Source organism: Pseudomonas sp. 7P_10.2_Bac1 (assembly GCF_025465935.1).
Classification (GTDB): domain Bacteria; phylum Pseudomonadota; class Gammaproteobacteria; order Pseudomonadales; family Pseudomonadaceae; genus Aquipseudomonas.
Genome location: NZ_JANLNV010000051.1, coordinates 92,390 through 107,314, shown reverse-complemented (window position 1 = coordinate 107,314; position 14,925 = coordinate 92,390). Strand labels below are relative to the sequence as shown.

At 57.2% G+C, this 14,925-nt stretch carries 18 protein-coding genes and 4 tRNA genes; 13 read left to right on the top strand and 9 right to left on the bottom strand.

All coding sequences use genetic code 11. The annotated features are described in order from the left end of the window. Nucleotides 1-330: 330 nt before the first annotated feature. Entirely contained in the window at nt 331-1,653 is a 1,323-nt protein-coding gene (locus NTD86_RS09195) for an Nramp family divalent metal transporter (RefSeq protein ID WP_262201884.1), read from the bottom strand. A gap of 30 nt (nt 1,654-1,683) precedes the next feature. Further along, nucleotides 1,684-2,634 carry a 2-hydroxyacid dehydrogenase gene (locus NTD86_RS09190; protein ID WP_262201883.1) on the bottom strand — a complete coding sequence of 317 codons (951 nt, stop codon included), beginning with the start codon at nt 2,632-2,634 and terminating at the stop codon, nt 1,684-1,686. A gap of 212 nt (nt 2,635-2,846) precedes the next feature. On the opposite strand from NTD86_RS09190, the gene gltX reads away from it, so the two are divergent. The 9 genes from gltX (at nt 2,847) to NTD86_RS09145 (ending at nt 7,630) form a co-directional block, all read left to right on the top strand. Beyond that, nucleotides 2,847-4,328 carry a glutamate--tRNA ligase gene (gene gltX / locus NTD86_RS09185; RefSeq protein WP_262201882.1) on the top strand — a complete coding sequence of 494 codons (1,482 nt, stop codon included), beginning with the start codon at nt 2,847-2,849 and terminating at the stop codon, nt 4,326-4,328. 265 nt (nt 4,329-4,593) lie between these two features. Then, nucleotides 4,594-4,669: transfer RNA gene (locus tag NTD86_RS09180), tRNA-Ala, on the top strand. 75 nt (nt 4,670-4,744) lie between these two features. Beyond that, nucleotides 4,745-4,820 (top strand) — tRNA-Glu (locus NTD86_RS09175). A gap of 50 nt (nt 4,821-4,870) precedes the next feature. Next, a tRNA-Ala gene (locus NTD86_RS09170) sits at nt 4,871-4,946 on the top strand. Between the two features lie 77 nt (nt 4,947-5,023). Continuing rightward, nucleotides 5,024-5,099 (top strand) — tRNA-Glu (locus tag NTD86_RS09165). 172 nt (nt 5,100-5,271) lie between these two features. Further along, nucleotides 5,272-5,706 carry an acyl-CoA thioesterase gene (locus NTD86_RS09160; protein WP_262201881.1) on the top strand — a complete coding sequence of 145 codons (435 nt, stop codon included), beginning with the start codon at nt 5,272-5,274 and terminating at the stop codon, nt 5,704-5,706. A 57-nt stretch (nt 5,707-5,763) separates the two neighbouring features. Beyond that, nucleotides 5,764-6,723, top strand: a complete 960-nt coding sequence (locus NTD86_RS09155) for a tRNA dihydrouridine synthase (protein WP_262201880.1) — start codon at nt 5,764-5,766, stop codon at nt 6,721-6,723. A gap of 123 nt (nt 6,724-6,846) precedes the next feature. Beyond that, entirely contained in the window at nt 6,847-7,332 is a 486-nt protein-coding gene (locus tag NTD86_RS09150) for an Hsp20 family protein (protein WP_262201879.1), read from the top strand. 169 nt (nt 7,333-7,501) lie between these two features. Beyond that, nucleotides 7,502-7,630, top strand: a complete 129-nt coding sequence (locus tag NTD86_RS09145; protein ID WP_262201878.1) for a hypothetical protein — start codon at nt 7,502-7,504, stop codon at nt 7,628-7,630. A 70-nt stretch (nt 7,631-7,700) separates the two neighbouring features. Here NTD86_RS09145 and pbpG read toward each other — a convergent pair whose 3' ends face one another. The 3 genes from pbpG to NTD86_RS09130 form a co-directional block, all read right to left on the bottom strand. Continuing rightward, nucleotides 7,701-8,639 (bottom strand): D-alanyl-D-alanine endopeptidase, encoded by a 939-nt coding sequence (gene pbpG / locus NTD86_RS09140; protein WP_262201877.1) that lies wholly within the window; start codon nt 8,637-8,639, stop codon nt 7,701-7,703. A 350-nt stretch (nt 8,640-8,989) separates the two neighbouring features. Then, entirely contained in the window at nt 8,990-9,199 is a 210-nt protein-coding gene (locus tag NTD86_RS09135) for a helix-turn-helix domain-containing protein (protein ID WP_262201876.1), read from the bottom strand. A 9-nt stretch (nt 9,200-9,208) separates the two neighbouring features. Further along, nucleotides 9,209-9,760, bottom strand: a complete 552-nt coding sequence (locus tag NTD86_RS09130) for a DUF2975 domain-containing protein (RefSeq protein ID WP_262201875.1) — start codon at nt 9,758-9,760, stop codon at nt 9,209-9,211. 269 nt (nt 9,761-10,029) lie between these two features. Between NTD86_RS09130 and NTD86_RS09125 the strand changes: the two genes are divergently transcribed. Beyond that, nucleotides 10,030-10,971, top strand: coding sequence for a class I SAM-dependent methyltransferase (locus NTD86_RS09125; protein WP_262201874.1), 942 nt, complete (start codon nt 10,030-10,032; stop codon nt 10,969-10,971). Nucleotides 10,972-11,160: 189 nt separating this feature from the next. On the opposite strand, the gene NTD86_RS09120 is transcribed toward NTD86_RS09125, so the two are convergent. Next, a complete protein-coding gene (locus tag NTD86_RS09120) occupies nt 11,161-11,679 on the bottom strand; it encodes a Dps family protein (protein ID WP_262201873.1) in 519 nt (172 codons plus the stop codon). 205 nt (nt 11,680-11,884) lie between these two features. On the opposite strand from NTD86_RS09120, the gene NTD86_RS09115 reads away from it, so the two are divergent. Together NTD86_RS09115 and NTD86_RS09110 are read left to right on the top strand one after the other, a co-directional pair. Beyond that, on the top strand, nt 11,885-12,580 hold the full coding sequence (locus NTD86_RS09115; protein WP_262201872.1) for an AzlC family ABC transporter permease: 696 nt from the start codon (nt 11,885-11,887) through the stop codon (nt 12,578-12,580). Beyond that, the gene (locus NTD86_RS09110) at nt 12,577-12,891 is read left to right on the top strand and encodes an AzlD domain-containing protein (RefSeq protein WP_262201871.1); all 315 of its coding nucleotides are present in this window, start codon (nt 12,577-12,579) and stop codon (nt 12,889-12,891) included. The genes NTD86_RS09115 and NTD86_RS09110 overlap by 4 nt, the downstream gene beginning before the upstream one ends. Here NTD86_RS09110 and NTD86_RS09105 read toward each other — a convergent pair. The 3 genes from NTD86_RS09105 to NTD86_RS09095 all read right to left on the bottom strand — a co-directional run bounded on the left by NTD86_RS09105 (nt 12,839) and on the right by NTD86_RS09095 (nt 13,879). Next, nucleotides 12,839-13,033 carry a hypothetical protein gene (locus NTD86_RS09105; RefSeq protein ID WP_262201869.1) on the bottom strand — a complete coding sequence of 65 codons (195 nt, stop codon included), beginning with the start codon at nt 13,031-13,033 and terminating at the stop codon, nt 12,839-12,841. The genes NTD86_RS09110 and NTD86_RS09105 overlap by 53 nt on opposite strands. 133 nt (nt 13,034-13,166) lie before the next feature. After that, nucleotides 13,167-13,361 (bottom strand): hypothetical protein, encoded by a 195-nt coding sequence (locus tag NTD86_RS09100; RefSeq protein WP_262201868.1) that lies wholly within the window; start codon nt 13,359-13,361, stop codon nt 13,167-13,169. 173 nt (nt 13,362-13,534) lie between these two features. Then, entirely contained in the window at nt 13,535-13,879 is a 345-nt protein-coding gene (locus NTD86_RS09095; protein ID WP_262201867.1) for a hypothetical protein, read from the bottom strand. A gap of 218 nt (nt 13,880-14,097) precedes the next feature. On the opposite strand from NTD86_RS09095, the gene NTD86_RS09090 reads away from it, so the two are divergent. After that, nucleotides 14,098-14,916, top strand: coding sequence for a shikimate 5-dehydrogenase (locus tag NTD86_RS09090; RefSeq protein WP_262201866.1), 819 nt, complete (start codon nt 14,098-14,100; stop codon nt 14,914-14,916). The last annotated feature ends 9 nt before the right edge of the window (nt 14,917-14,925 follow it).

Here is a 14,925-nt window from a genome sequence, read left to right as displayed (position 1 = left end):
GATGACTCTAGGGGCCTGTACGAACTTGTCTCGCCCTTGCCCTCTCGCGAGGGAGAGGGAACTGATTGGGGGATGCTGAAGATATTTGTTTGCTACCCGACGCGATGACTCTAGCGGCCTGTACGAACTTGTCTCGCCCTAGCCCTCTCGCGAGGGAGAGGGAACTGATTGTGGGATGCTGAAGATATCTGTTTGCTACCCGACGCAATGACTCTAGCGGCCTGTAGGAGCGAGCTTGCCTCGCGATCTTTTGATCTTTATCTGTTGATCCAAGCGCCTGCTCTCCCGAAGGAGAGGTAACCGCTTGAGGGATGCAGAAGATTTCACGGTTCAGTCGAAGCCGATCTGTGCAATCAACCACACATTCGCCCCGCTGATCACGGCAAACAGGAACCACGCCAGCAGCCGCGTCGGCAACCGATTGGCAAATGGACCCATGAGTTTCGGGTCGCTGGTCATGCGGATCAACGGGTACAAGGCAAACGGTAATTGCAGGCTGAGGACGACCTGGCTAAGGATCAGCAGCTTGCCCACGGCATCGTCGCCCATCAACCACACCCCGAGAAACGCCGGGATCAGCGCCAGCCCGCGGGTGATCAGGCGGCGCTGCCAGCAGGGGATGCGCAGCTTGAGATAGCCCTCCATGATCACTTGCCCGGCAATGGTGCCGGTGAAGGTGGAGCTTTGCCCCGAGGCCAGCAAGGCCACGCCAAACAGCACGCTGGCCAGTGCGCCGCCGACCAGCGGGTCGAGCATGCGGTAGGCGTCTTGAATGTCGATGATGTCGGAGTGACCGGTCTGGTGGAAGGCCGCTGCCGCGAGGATCAGAATCGCCGCATTGACCAGCAGCGCCAAGGTCAGCGAGCCGATGGTGTCGATACGCGACAGGCGCACTGCGTCCAGTTTGCTGGCGTAGTCTGTGCCGGTCAGGCGGGTTTGCACGATGGATGTGTGCAGGTACAGGTTGTGCGGCATGACCGTGGCGCCCACGATACCGATGGCGATGTACAGCGGCGCGGCGTCGCTGATGGCTGACAGCGAAGGTTTGAACCCTTCGAAAACGTCCGGCCAGTAGGGTTTGATCAGCACCAGTTCGACCAGGAAGCAGGCCGCAATGGTCATGACCAAGGTCAGCATGATGGCTTCCAGGCGGCGGAAACCTTTGCCTTGCAAGGCCAGAATCAACAGGGTGTCGAAGGCCGTCAGGGCGATACCGAAGGTCAGCGAACAACCCAGCAGCAAGTGAAAGGCCAGCGCGCAGCCGAGCACTTCAGCAAGGTCGGTGGCGATAATCGAAATTTCCGCCAAAACCCACTGAAACCGCGCCGAGCGCTGGCTGTAGCGCTCACGGCACAGTTGCGCCAGGTCGCGGCCGGTGGCGATGCCCAGGCGCGAGCACAGGCATTGGACTGCCATGCCGGCAAGGCTGGCGAGCAAGACCACAAACAGCAGGTTGTAGCCGTAGCGTGAACCGGCTTCGATGGCGGTGGCCCAGTTGCCGGGGTCCATGTAGCCGATGCTGATGAGCAGGCCGGGGCCGGCATAACGCAATACGCGCTTCCAGAACGGGGCGCGGGCGTCGACAGGGACGCTACCGCTGACTTCGGGAGGGCAGAAGGGCGCGGTGGCGATTTTCGGCAGACTGAATTTCAAGCGCGAGCTCCGGGTGGTTACAAATCAGGTTCAGCGCGGGGCTGGCAAGTGCAGCGGGGTCAGCAACGGCTGGCCAGTAAAAAAGGCCTGCAGGTTGTCGAGCACCTTTTGCACGGTGTCGTGAGCCGCCTCGGGGGACTGGCCGGCTACGTGCGGGGTCATGACCACATTGGCGAGGGTTTTCAGCGCGTCTGGGACCAGCGGCTCGCCATCAAACACATCGAGCCCGGCGCCTGCGATCTGGCCCGAAGTCAGGGCGCTGATCAGGGCCTGGGTGTCGACCACGCTGCCACGGGCAATGTTGATCAGGTAGCCGTCCGGGCCCAGGGCATCCAGCACCTCGGCGTCCACCAGGTGCCGCGTGTCGGCACCGCCGGGTGTCGCCAGCACCAGAAAGTCCACCGCGCTGGCCAGTTCACGGACGTTGGCTTTGTAGGTGTAGGGGCTGTCTGGGCGCGGTTGGCGGGTGTAGTAGCTCACGCTCATGTCAAACCCGAGTGCGGCGCGCTTGGCAATGGCCTGGCCGACGGCGCCCAGGCCAATGAGGCCCAGACGTTTGCCAGTGAGTGACGGTTGGCGGACCTTGTTCCATTCGCTGCGGCGTACGCTGGCGTCTGCCTGGGGAATCCCGCGCACCACCGACAGCAGCAGCGCCATGGCATGGTCCGCCACGCACGAGGCATTAGCGCCGGCACCGTTGGTCACTTTGATGCCGCGGTTGCTGGCGGCCTGCAAGTCGACTTCTTCATAACCGGCACCGATGACGCAGATGATCTGGAGCAAGGGCAGGGCGGCTATTTCATCGGCGCGCAAGCCCAGCGGACCGCGCGTCAGCACGGCATCGATGCGGCCGCCGTGGCGGGCGATGGCCTCGGCGCGGCTAGCGGGTGTAGGCGCAAGAATCAACTCGTACCCCTGATCCTCCAGCAGATACAGACAGTCATTAACCGTTTCAACCAGCACCAGCACGACGTGGCCCATGGGGACTCCAGACAGGACTAACCGAGAATGAGGCGAGATTAGCACCTCTGTCCCCGGGGTTACCCTGTATCAAGTTGATACAAATGCTCTATTTTGCGGTTTTTTCATCTGCGCGTCGGATGTTCAGCCTTTGCCTGCGTGCTGCGCTGGAGCCAAGCCGGGTCGGCCTGTTAACATTCGCCCTTTGTTTTATCTTCACTTCGAGATCGCTCATGACCACCGTTCGCACGCGCATTGCGCCATCACCTACCGGTGACCCCCACGTAGGGACCGCTTACATCGCTTTGTTCAACTACTGCTTTGCCAAGCAGCATGGCGGCGAGTTCATCCTGCGCATCGAAGACACTGACCAATTGCGTTCGACCCGCGAGTCCGAACAGCAGATTTTCGATGCTTTGCGCTGGCTGGGCATCACCTGGAGCGAAGGCCCGGACGTTGGCGGCCCGCACGGCCCGTACCGTCAAAGCGAGCGCAGCGAGATCTACAAGCAGTACACCCAGGAACTGGTCGACAAGGGCTATGCCTTCCCGTGCTTCTGCACTGCAGAAGAACTGGACCAGATGCGCGCCGAGCAGATGGCCAAGGGTGAAACCCCGCGCTATGACGGCCGCGCCTTGCTGCTGTCCAAAGAAGAAGTCGAGCGTCGCCTGGCGGCGGGCGAGCCGCACGTTATCCGCATGAAAGTGCCGACCGAAGGCGTGTGCGTGGTACCTGACATGCTGCGTGGCGACGTTGAGATCCCGTGGGATCGCATGGACATGCAAGTGCTGATGAAGGCCGACGGCCTGCCGACGTACTTCCTGGCCAACGTGGTCGATGACCACTTGATGGGCATCACCCACGTGCTGCGTGGCGAAGAATGGCTGCCCTCGGCGCCAAAACTGATCCTGCTGTATGAATACTTTGGCTGGGAGCAGCCGCAGTTGTGCTACATGCCGCTGCTGCGTAACCCGGACAAGAGCAAGCTGTCCAAGCGCAAGAACCCGACGTCGGTGACGTTCTATGAGCGCATGGGCTTCATGCCTGAGGCCATGCTCAACTACCTGGGCCGTATGGGCTGGTCGATGCCGGACGAGCGCGAGAAGTTCTCGCTGCAGGAAATGGTCGACAACTTCGATCTGTCCCGCGTATCGCTGGGCGGACCGATTTTCGATATCGAGAAACTGTCTTGGCTCAATGGTCAGTGGCTGCGTGACCTGCCGCTGGAAGAGTTTGCAAGCCGTGTCCAGCACTGGGCGTTGAACCCTGAGTACCTGATGAAGATCGCGCCGCTGGTGCAAGGCCGTGTCGAGACCTTCAGCCAGATCGCGCCATTGGCCGGGTTCTTCTTCGCAGGTGGCGTGCAGCCGGATGCCAAGCTGTTTGAGCACAAGAAGCTGTCGGGCGATCAGGTTCGCCAGTTGATGCAACTGATTCTGTGGAAGCTCGAAAGCCTGCGTCAGTGGGAGAAGGACTCGATCACCGCGTGCATTCAGGCCGTGGTGGACGCCCTGGAACTGAAGCTGCGTGATGCCATGCCGCTGATGTTCGCGTCCATCACCGGCCAGGCCAGCTCGGTGTCGGTGCTCGATGCCATGGAGATTCTGGGCCCGGACCTGACCCGTTTCCGTCTGCGTCAGGCGCTGGACCTGCTGGGCGGCGTGTCGAAGAAAGAAAACAAAGAGTGGGAAAAGCTGTTCAGCGCAATGGCTTGATTCGCATTTATTTGTAGTCGTTGCCGTAGGCTGCGAGAAGGGCTGAAGGTGTTTTGGAACAGCAGGGCTGCTGTGCAAGCCATCGCAGCCTGTGGCAGCGACTACAAATTTAATCAGCGAGCCCCCGTGTTTTCGGGGTTTTAAGGGTAAGTGGTTGTTCTCACGGCAAATTTTTTTAAAAATTTTTGAAAATAAGTTTGACAGCCTACCGATCCAGTCTTAATATGCGCCCCGTCCACACAGCAACACGCAACACTGACTGTTTGGGGCTATAGCTCAGCTGGGAGAGCGCTTGCATGGCATGCAAGAGGTCAACGGTTCGATCCCGTTTAGCTCCACCAAATTTTAGGTTCAATGCTTGGCCACACCGGCATTGAATCGATCAGCACTCAGCGCTGATCAAATAGAAGGTTTATGTCCCCTTCGTCTAGTGGCCTAGGACACCGCCCTTTCACGGCGGTAACAGGGGTTCGAGTCCCCTAGGGGACGCCAGTTTCACAGAAGCAGCATTTCGATGTTGCTCCGCCGCCAGGCGATAAATCGGGGCTATAGCTCAGCTGGGAGAGCGCTTGCATGGCATGCAAGAGGTCAACGGTTCGATCCCGTTTAGCTCCACCAATTTACAGTTCAATGCCGGGCCAAATTGGCATTGAATCGATCAGTACTCAGCACTGATCACTGTTAGAAGGGTTTGTGTCCCCTTCGTCTAGTGGCCTAGGACACCGCCCTTTCACGGCGGTAACAGGGGTTCGAGTCCCCTAGGGGACGCCACGATTACCCGCTCTGCGGGATTTTTAAGGGTCATTCATTTATTGAATGACCCTTTTGTTTTTCTGGCGTTTGCCCATTTCCCAACCTTATCTTGAACCATCAGTGCGAGCCTGCCTCAGCGCCGACCGGGTGCGTTACACTGCGCGCTTTATTGGTATGCAGGGAGACAGGCATGAATTGGGATCTGGCGACGCCGTTTATCATTGATCTGCGGGTTCAAGCCGAAGACATTGACGGTTTTGGCCATGCCAATAACGCCGCCTACGTGGTTTGGTTGGAACGCTGCGCCTGGCGTCACTCACAGCGCCTGGGCCTGGACTTGACCGAGTACCGCAGGCTTGACCGGGCAATGGCCGTGGCGCGCCATGAAATTGATTACCTGGCCAGTGCTTACGAAGGTGATGAGTTGCAGCTCGCGACCTGGATTGTCGATTGCGACAAGCGTCTGCGTCTGACGCGGCACTTCCAGTTGATCCGGCCAAACGATGGCGTGACCTTGTTGCGTGCGCAAACCACTTTTGTCTGCATCGAGCTGTCGACGGGCAAGGCCAAGCGCATGCCACCCGAGTTTCTGGAAGGGTACAGTTCGGCAGTCGTGGCGCGCTGATACCGATTGCCCGCATAACCCCGTAAACTGCCGCACGTTTTCTCATGAGAGTCACCCATGCAAATTGCTTTGGCGCCGATGGAGGGGTTGGTCGACAACATCCTGCGTGATGTCCTGACCCGCACCGGCGGTATTGATTGGTGTGTGACCGAATTTATTCGGGTCACTGAGCGGCTATTGCCCGAGGCCTACATCCACAAGTTCGCTCCTGAGCTGCAGCATGGCGCTAAAACCCGTGCTGGAGTGCCACTGCGCGTGCAGTTACTGGGTTCTGATCCTGCCTGCCTGGCTGATAACGCGGCGTTGGCGTGCCAATTGGGCAGCGAGGTCATCGACCTCAACTTTGGTTGCCCGGCCAAGACCGTGAACAAATCCCGTGGTGGCGCAGTGCTGCTTAAAGAGCCGGAATTGCTGCATGCGATTTTGCTGCAAGTGCGGCGCACGGTGCCTGCGCATATTCCGGTCACCGCCAAGATGCGCCTGGGCTTCGACACGCCCGACAGTGCCAATGAGTGCGCCATTGCTCTGGCTGAAGGCGGTGCGAGCCAGATCGTGGTGCATGCACGGACCAAAATGGATGGCTACAAGCCGCCTGCGCATTGGGAATACATCGCTCAGGTGCAAGAGGTGGTCAAGGTGCCGGTGTTTGCCAATGGCGATATCTGGTCGGTTGAAGACTGGCGCCGTTGCCGCGAAATCAGTGGAGCTGAAGACATCATGCTGGGGCGCGGGCTGGTGTCGCGCCCTGACCTTGCCCGGCAAATCGCCGCAGCGCGGGCGGGCGAGGAGGTGGTTGAAATGACCTGGGCAGATCTGCAACCGATGATTCGCGATTTCTGGGCCCAGGCCGAGGCGCAACTGACGCCGCGTTCAGCGCCGGGGCGACTCAAGCAATGGTTGGCCATGTTGACGCGTAACTACCCGCAAGCGGTAGTGTTGTTCAATGCCATGCGCCGTGAAACCGACTGTGAAAAGGTTCGGCATCTGGTCAATAACCCGCCTGTGGACGCCGCCTGAAGCGTCCTGAAAAATTCCAAAAAAGCTTCTTGAAAAGATTTTGCTCATCCCTACTTAGGGGTTAAGCGATGCCGAAACCGGGTCGCGGAGACAAAAATCTCGCTGAAATCAGGAGGCTAAATTATGAACACTGCATTTTCCTTGGCGCCACTGTTCCGTAATTCTGTCGGTTTTGACCGTTTTAGTGACTTGTTTGAAACCGCGCTGCGCAACGACTCCAGTGCTGGCTATCCACCCTACAACGTCGAAAAGCACGGTGATGACAGTTATCGCATCGTGATCGCAGCAGCCGGGTTCACCCAGAACGATCTGGACCTGCAAGTTGAAAAGGGTGTGTTGAGCGTCAGCGGCAGCAAACGTGAAACCTTTGGTGACAACACTGAAGGCAGCGCTGAGAAACCAGCATCAGGCGTGACCTACTTGCATCAGGGTATCGCGCAGCGGGCATTCAAATTGTCCTTCCGTCTCGACGATCACATCGAGATCAAAAACGCGAACCTGAGCAATGGCTTGCTGAGCATCGACCTGCAGCGGGTGGTGCCCGAGGAAGCCAAGGCCAAACGCATCCCGATCAATACCGGGGATCAACAGCCTGCTCTGCAACACTGATGTGAGTCAGTGCTGGAACCCCGCCTTGCAGGCGGGGTTCTTTATTGCAGCAGGTGGGGGAGATTGCAACGGATCTGCAAGCGCGTGTTTCTATCGCCCGGATGGGCGCAAGGCTTCAACTAGTCTGCAAGGACTGGCCTCGACACCGGGGCTTTGACTGGAGCTTTAAATGAAGAACAAACGCGCACGTGATTCAGAAACAGGTCTGTTCATACCGTTGGAGGAGGCCAGGCGCCGCCCAAAAGAAACCACCGTCGAAACCATCAAGAAAACGCCCAAGCCTTCACCCAAGCGTTAACGGGCACCACGCAGGCACTTGCTCCGACTCTCTCCCCGGGGCAGGTGCCTGTTTTTTAACGAGTGCCGTGTTACTCGGCAATATGCGCCGTTTTAGGTTGATGCTGTTGCAGGTTTTTGTCGGCCTTGTAGCGCAGTGCAACGTCAGGCACGTTGCTGGTCTTGCCGGTTTCCACCCAGTTACGAATACGCCCGGCGTCGGCAAAATGGGTGTATTTGCCAAAGGCATCCAGAATGACCAGTGACACAGGGCGATTACCCATTTCGGTCACCAGCACCAGGCAGTGACCGGCCTGATTGGTGAAGCCAGTCTTGGTGATCTTGATGTTCCATTTGTCTTTGTTGATCAAGTGATCTGTGTTGTGAAAGCCCAGGGTGTAGTTGGGTTTGCGGAACGTCACTGATTTTTCCTTGGTGGTACTCAGTTGGCTGAGCATCGGATAGTGACGCGCGGCCGCCAGCAGCTTGCTCAAGTCCCGTGCGGTCGAGACGTTGCGCGGCGACAGGCCGGTGGGTTCCACGTAATGCGTGTGCATCATGCCCAGGCTTTTGGCCTTGGCGTTCATGGCTGCAATGAACTTCACATAACCGCCTGGGTAGTGGTGAGCTAGGGTGGCGGCGGCGCGGTTTTCGGAGGACATCAAGGTGATCAGCATCATGTCATGGCGTGTCAGTTCGCTGCCCAGCTTGACCCGCGAAAACACCCCTTTCATTTCCGGGGTATCGCTAATGTTGACCGGAATGTATTCGTCCATGGATTGCTTGGCGTCCAGCACCACCATGGCGGTCATGAGTTTCGACACCGAAGCGATGGGCACGACCACGTCCGGGTTGCTGGCGTAAATGACTTTGTTGGTTTGCAGATCGATCAACAGCGCACTGCCGGAGGCAATGTGCAGTTTCGATACATCCCTAGGGGACAAGGTGCTTTCAGTCGCTGCGGCGATTGAGGGAGCGGCTGTGCCTGTAAGAACTAAAAATAGGCTCAAAATCGAAAGATGAATTTTCACGCAGATTGACTCAAGGGTGGTTAGGGAATTCTGAACAGCAGTCGTTGGTATACATATAACGTTACATTTGCTGAGTATGGATTAATAACGTTAGAAATGCCTGATTTTGCAGTGAGTTAGCAGAGAAATTTCACGCTATGCATGACCCTCGGTATTGAAGGGACGCAAGGGGGGGATTCTGCTCATTCAATGATCAATGAAGCGTGCATCGCACGAGCCTATCAGTGCGATGCTGTTGGGTGGCTGAACAGACTGGGCGTCAGGGATTACGGGGGTTGCAAACGCAAAAACGCCCATGAGCGATGTGGCTCATGGGCGTGCAGGTTGGCCTTGATAAAGGAAGGGGCGGGTTACGGGTCCGGTTGAAAGTGCAGCAAGTCGCCCGGTTGGCACTCCAGTGCGACGCAGATAGCCTCCAGGGTGGCCAGTCTGATGCCTTTAACTTTTCCTTGTTTGAGCAGTGAAAGGTTCTGCTCGGTGATCCCGACCATGTGCGCTAGGTCTTTGGACTTCATTTTGCGCGTGGCTAGCATGACGTCCAGTTTTATGGCTATTGGCATCGTGCCCTCTTAAACAAACTGCTCATTTTCTCTGGCCAACGAGCACGCGTTGGACAAGCTCCTGGCGATGATCATAAGAGAGGCTGAGAGAAAAAACGCAACAATATGTGACGGCTCAAAATTTATGCTGAGCATACGCTCGCCGACAGGTCGGGTGAAGGTAATCCATACGCTCATGACCGGTGTCAGTAGCAGACTGGCCAGCACCCATAGCAACACGCTCTTGCCCACTTTACCGAGCAGGCCTGCTGACTCAGGTGAAAAGTATTCGCCTTTGCCATAGGCCAGAAACAGGCTGCGCAAAGCCAGCAAGCCTTTGGCCAGTATCAGTAGCGGAATACTGGACAGGACTATCCCGCCAGCCGCTTGCCACCAAGGCATGAGCGAAACGTCGACATTTAATTGACCGATCAGCGCAGTCAGGTTGAACCCTCCCATGAAAGAGCCTAGAGCGCTTGGGAAAATCCAGTAAGCGACATTGGCCAGCAGCATGCTGACCACCAGTACCAATGTAGCGGTTGCCAGGATCCGGCTGCGATTGGCCAAGAGATCTGTTGTCATCGAACAATCCTTTTAAGTGGTAGTTATCGATTTAAGTGTCCGGATGCCGCGCAGTCCCTCCGGGTAGTCCTGTGCGGTAGAGGCATCGTAATTCGATAATAAATGATTGTAAAACGATAATTTCATGATCTTCCAATTGGTACGCTTCGGGTCCTGTGTCTGCGCAGTGTGGCGCTGTGGCGCAGCAGTGATACACCGCACACGCTGAGCCGGGCTGAGGCTCGGCAATGGTGTAAAATGCCGGCCCTTGAAATTGACCGGCCAGCCCGATGACTCCTGAAGCATTAACCACTCTGCACCTGCACTTAATCACGGCTCTGGAAACTGCGCCCGCTGAAACACGTCGTATTTTCCATGGGCGCGGCCGTTGCTGGCCCGGCTTTGAGCAGTTGACGGTCGATTGGTTGCAGGGTGTGGTGCTGGTCTCACTGTTCAAAGAGCCGGAGCCCTTGCAGCTTGAGAGTTTGAAAAAAATGCTCATGGCGATTGCCGGCTCGCCTGTCTGGCAAGCCAGTGGCGCTCACACGCTGGTCATGCAGCACCGCTATACCGCGCAAAGTGACACCCACTGGCTGGTGGGTGAGCCGGTTGATGAGTGGACGCTCACAGAAGGCGGGCTGCGTTACCAAGTGGACCTGGGCCGCAAGCAGAACAACGGATTGTTTCTGGACATGCGCTACGGTCGCAATTGGGTGCGTGAGCAGGCTGCAGGCAAGCGGATCCTGAACCTGTTCGCCTACACCTGCGGTTTTTCTGTAGCCGCCATTGAGGGCGGGGCGCAGCACGTGGTTAACCTGGACATGTCGCGCGCAGCCCTGAGCCGGGGTCGGGACAATCATCGACTGAACGGCCATGACACCAGCAAGGTGAGCTTTCTCGGGCATGAATTATTCAAGTCCTGGGGCAAGGTCAAAAACCTGGGCCCTTACGATATGGTCATCATCGACCCGCCTTCTTTCCAGAAGGGCAGCTTTCTGCTGACCAAGGATTACCGGCGCGTGTTGCGGCGCTTGCCCGAATTGCTCAGCGAAAACGGTACGGTGCTGGCGTGCATGAACGACCCATCGCTAGGTTCTGAATTCTTGATCAATGGGGTGATGGCGGAGGCGCCCGACCTGCGATTTGAGCAGCGTCTGGAAAACCCGCCAGAGTTCCCGGACGCCGACCCCGAGTGCGGCTTGAAGGCGCTGGTGTTCAGGCAGGCGGTGTAGCAGGCAAAAAAAAGCCCGCGGGGGAGGGGTGCGGGCTAAGGTTCATTGAATGAGCAGACTCACTATACAAGTCGCGTGTCATCACCACCGTGAAACAAGTTTCATGAGCCTGGATGAATCTGCAGAAGCTGGCGAAGGCTCGATCTGTTTTAAATGACGCAACCTGCGCCAGCTATTGCGCGCAACACGTTAGCGGGTGCGCGACGACTCAAACAGGAACCAGACGCGACGTTCGGCTTCGTCGATCCAGTTTTCCAGCAGGCTGGTGGTGGCCACGTCACCCGACTCCGAGCATAGCTCGTGGGTGGCACGCATGTAGGCGGCCAATTGGATGTTGTCTTCGCGCAGTTCGGCGAGCATGTCTTCCGGGGTCACGAAGTCAGCATCGTTGTCCAGCAGGCGCTGGAGCTTCTTGACGTGCCCGATCGAGCGAATGGTGGTGCGCCCCAGCTTGCGTACGCGTTCGGCGATGGCATCGGTGGTGGCAAAAATCTGATCGGATTGCTCATCCAGCAGCAGGTGGAAGTCACGGAAATGCGGGCCGGACATGTGCCAGTGGAAGTTTTTGGTTTTCATGTAGATGGCGAACGTGTCGGCCAGCAATGCATTCACTTCAGCAGCAATGTTAATGCGTGCTTCTTCGCTCAGCGCCGAAGGTGTCCGCAGATCGGCCTTTCTGCTTTCCTTGGCGGATTTCAGGTCTTTCATGGTCGTTCCTCGTGTTGGCTGTGAAGGGGCTTAAACGAATGAATAGTGGGCTGACTAAAGACCACGATCGGTGGTTCGTCAAACCCGCCGGGCGCCCTGATAAGGGTGGCTAAACGTTACGACCGAACGATGAGCAAGATCGTTCAAGACATTACACGATCAAGTTGCGACCCTTTGTCGCTGCTTACTGCCGGGATGTTTTTTGATGCCTACTTCGCTTCCTCGTGTCGCTTTTACTCGCGGTGCGATTGCTTGCCTGCCCTTGACCCTGGCGTGCGCACCCTGGGGTTTGCTGGCAGGGTCTACCGCGATTGATGCGCAGTTGACGCCCATGCAAACCCAAGGGCTTTCGTTGTTTGTGTTTGCCGGCGCGGCCCAGTTGGTCGCGATTGGCATGATCAAGGGCGGCGCCAGCGCACTGTCCATTCTGATTACAACCTTGCTGCTGACCTCGCAGCACTTGCTCTATGCCATGCATTTACGCCCGCTGGTCTCGCCCATGCAGGCGAAGTGGCGCATCAGCCTGGGTTTTTTGCTGACGGATGAGTTTTTTGCTCTGGTCAGCCCGTATGACCACAAGACGTTTAACCGCTGGTATGCGCTGGGCGTGGGTCTGTGTATGTATGTGGGCTGGAACCTATTTACCTGCCTTGGGGTGATTGTCGGCAGGAGCATCCCGGGGCTGGATCAACTGGGGTTGGAGTTTTCGATTGCGGCGACGTTCATTGCCCTGATCACGCCCATTGTGCGCAATGTGCCGACTGTCGTGTGCGTGGCCGTGTCTCTGCTGACAGTGGTGCTGTTCAGTTACTGGCAATGGGAGTCGGCGATTGTGCTGGCAGGGTTGGCGGGTATGACCGCCGGGTATGTGTGCAAACGACTGGGAGCGTCCTTCACATGACGGTTTGGCTGATTATTGGCGGGATGACGCTGATTCTGTTTTTCAACCGCTATCTGTTTCTTGAGCCGCGCTTGCCGATTCGCTTGAATCGTGGGGTTCGCGAATTTCTGGGGTTTGCCGTACCTGGCATGCTGACTGCGATTTGCGGGCCGATCATTTTTATCAAGGACCACACGCTTGATCTGAGCCCAGGCAACCCGTATCTACTGGCTGGCGTGTGCGCGATAGGGCTGATGCTCTGGACCCGTAACGTCTTGCTCAGTGTCGTATCAAGTGTTGCGTTGTTTTACCTGTTTCGTTGGTGGCTATGACTTGCGCCGCGGCGCGAGAAGTAAACGGGCCGCCGACGGCAACACCGTCAATGACCACGTACCAGCACGCCAGCAGGCCGTCCGCGCGTAGCGGTTCGGGAACTGCGCTGCCGATAACCGACATGATATGGACCTTTGGCATAGGAACCTCCTGCATTCAAACAATGGCGCAACTTTAAAGCCTGAGCCCAAGCGCAAAAAATCATTACGCTTGATAGTTGCCATTGATGCGGGTGAGGTTGGGGGATTCCACGGGTCTACGCCCCCTGCACGGCCTAATCGACCACTAGATCAAGCATGTGCATCACTTCCTGATCACTCAACAGACCTTGGCTGACCAAGTGCTGAGCCAGCAGTGAAACCAGTTTGGCTGCCCGGTGGCTTTCGAGTTGTTTCAGCTCGGTCAGCGTGTTGTAGACCTTACTTGAAGTGCACAGACCAACGGTACGGTGCGGGTTTTGTGTCGGCATACAGGTCGTCCTTGTTTTTATAGTGTGCGAAATGTCACGGCCAGAGTGTCAAAGTGTGTGCATTCTTTATGCCACAGTTTCAGCCAATACTGTGTCCAGTGCGTGACAATCGCAATCTCAATTCAAACCTGGCGGCAACTGCACCAGCTTGCCGCAGGGGGGGACGCGCGCGATTACCAGCGTGGTGGGCCGTAATAACCGCGAGGCGGGCCGTAGTACACCGGTTGTGGATGCACGTAATACGCCGGTGCATAAACCGGTTGCGGTTGTACGTAAACAGGCTGCGCCTGGTAGTACACCGGAGGCGCCTGCACATAAACCGGTTGTGGCTGCACATATACGGGGCGTTGTACGTAAACCGGGTGTTGCTGGCTGGCCACTATCGAGCCAACAACCGTAGCACCGACCACTGCGCCAAGTAGCGCCGGGCCAGCACCCCAACCGCCATGGGCGGATGCCTGGCCAGCGACAGCCAAGGCGCCGATAAGCAAAGCAACTTTGGGGAAGGTACGCATCATGACGATTCCTCTGTTCTCAACCCCGCGTCTTGGCCTGCACCAGGCCATATGAATTGGCGGGGATAACACTAAGACAATCTTTTTAGAAAAAATTGCAAAATGTTTCGGTAAAGTTTGTGTAAGGTCTTGGGCCGCTGACACGTTTCAGTGAGGGCCATGATCCTGCAAATTGATCGTTGCGGCTTGAGCCATTTATCCGAAAGCACGAGGAGATGAACATGCAAATGAATCCGAACAAAGACACCCGGCTGTGCATATCGATGTCAGGCAGACCCGGGAATTTCGGACTGCGTTTTCATAATCATCTGTACGAGCAGTTGGGCCTGAATTTTTATTACAAAGCGTTCAGCCCAAAGGATCTGGCCGGAGCCATCACCGGAATCCGTGCCCTTGATATTCGTGGCTGCGGGGTGTCGATGCCTTTCAAGGAGGCGAGCATTGCTCTGGTCGATGAACTGGATGCTTCGGCACAGGCGATTCAGTCCATCAACACCATCGTTAACACTGACGGTCATTTGAAGGCTTACAACACCGATTACATCGCCATTGCGCAGTTGTTGCGTGATCACCAGGTGGCCAAAGACACCACGTTTGCCTTGCGCGGCAGCGGCGGCATGGCCAAGGCTGTGGCTTCGGCGTTACGCGATGGTGGTTATCGCAATGGCGTGATCGTGGCGCGCAACGAGGCAACGGGCTCGGCCCTGGCCAAGAACTGCGGGTTTACCTGGCAGGCGGAACTGGGCGAGCACCGCCCACAGATGCTGATCAACGTGACGCCGGTGGGCATGGCGGGCGGGGTAGAAGCTGATGACCTGGCCTTTGCGGCAGAGGCGATTGATCAGGCCGACATTCTGTTCGATGTGGTGGCGATCCCGGTTGAAACGCCACTGATCGTGCGGGGGCGAGCGCACGGCAAACGCGTGATTACCGGCCTGGAAGTCATTGCAATTCAGGCCCTTGAGCAATTTGTGCTGTACACCGGCGTGCGTCCAACGCCTGAGCAGTTCCAGGCTGCGGTGGCGTTTGCTCGTAGTTGAGTCGGGTGC

Excerpts from the sequence above, each read along its gene's own strand:
- NTD86_RS09190 (WP_262201883.1), bottom strand. The coding sequence starts at position 2,634 with ATGGGCCACGTCGTGCTGGTGCTGGTTGAAACGGTTAATGACTGTCTG.
- gltX (WP_262201882.1), top strand. The coding sequence starts at position 2,847 with ATGACCACCGTTCGCACGCGCATTGCGCCATCACCTACCGGTGACCCC.
- NTD86_RS09160 (WP_262201881.1), top strand. The coding sequence starts at position 5,272 with ATGAATTGGGATCTGGCGACGCCGTTTATCATTGATCTGCGGGTTCAA.
- NTD86_RS09155 (WP_262201880.1), top strand. The coding sequence starts at position 5,764 with ATGCAAATTGCTTTGGCGCCGATGGAGGGGTTGGTCGACAACATCCTG.
- NTD86_RS09150 (WP_262201879.1), top strand. The coding sequence starts at position 6,847 with ATGAACACTGCATTTTCCTTGGCGCCACTGTTCCGTAATTCTGTCGGT.
- NTD86_RS09145 (WP_262201878.1), top strand. The coding sequence starts at position 7,502 with ATGAAGAACAAACGCGCACGTGATTCAGAAACAGGTCTGTTCATACCG.
- NTD86_RS09135 (WP_262201876.1), bottom strand. The coding sequence starts at position 9,199 with ATGCCAATAGCCATAAAACTGGACGTCATGCTAGCCACGCGCAAAATG.
- NTD86_RS09130 (WP_262201875.1), bottom strand. The coding sequence starts at position 9,760 with ATGACAACAGATCTCTTGGCCAATCGCAGCCGGATCCTGGCAACCGCT.
- NTD86_RS09125 (WP_262201874.1), top strand. The coding sequence starts at position 10,030 with ATGACTCCTGAAGCATTAACCACTCTGCACCTGCACTTAATCACGGCT.
- NTD86_RS09120 (WP_262201873.1), bottom strand. The coding sequence starts at position 11,679 with ATGAAAGACCTGAAATCCGCCAAGGAAAGCAGAAAGGCCGATCTGCGG.
- NTD86_RS09115 (WP_262201872.1), top strand. The coding sequence starts at position 11,885 with ATGCCTACTTCGCTTCCTCGTGTCGCTTTTACTCGCGGTGCGATTGCT.
- NTD86_RS09110 (WP_262201871.1), top strand. The coding sequence starts at position 12,577 with ATGACGGTTTGGCTGATTATTGGCGGGATGACGCTGATTCTGTTTTTC.
- NTD86_RS09105 (WP_262201869.1), bottom strand. The coding sequence starts at position 13,033 with ATGCCAAAGGTCCATATCATGTCGGTTATCGGCAGCGCAGTTCCCGAA.
- NTD86_RS09100 (WP_262201868.1), bottom strand. The coding sequence starts at position 13,361 with ATGCCGACACAAAACCCGCACCGTACCGTTGGTCTGTGCACTTCAAGT.
- NTD86_RS09095 (WP_262201867.1), bottom strand. The coding sequence starts at position 13,879 with ATGATGCGTACCTTCCCCAAAGTTGCTTTGCTTATCGGCGCCTTGGCT.
- NTD86_RS09090 (WP_262201866.1), top strand. The coding sequence starts at position 14,098 with ATGCAAATGAATCCGAACAAAGACACCCGGCTGTGCATATCGATGTCA.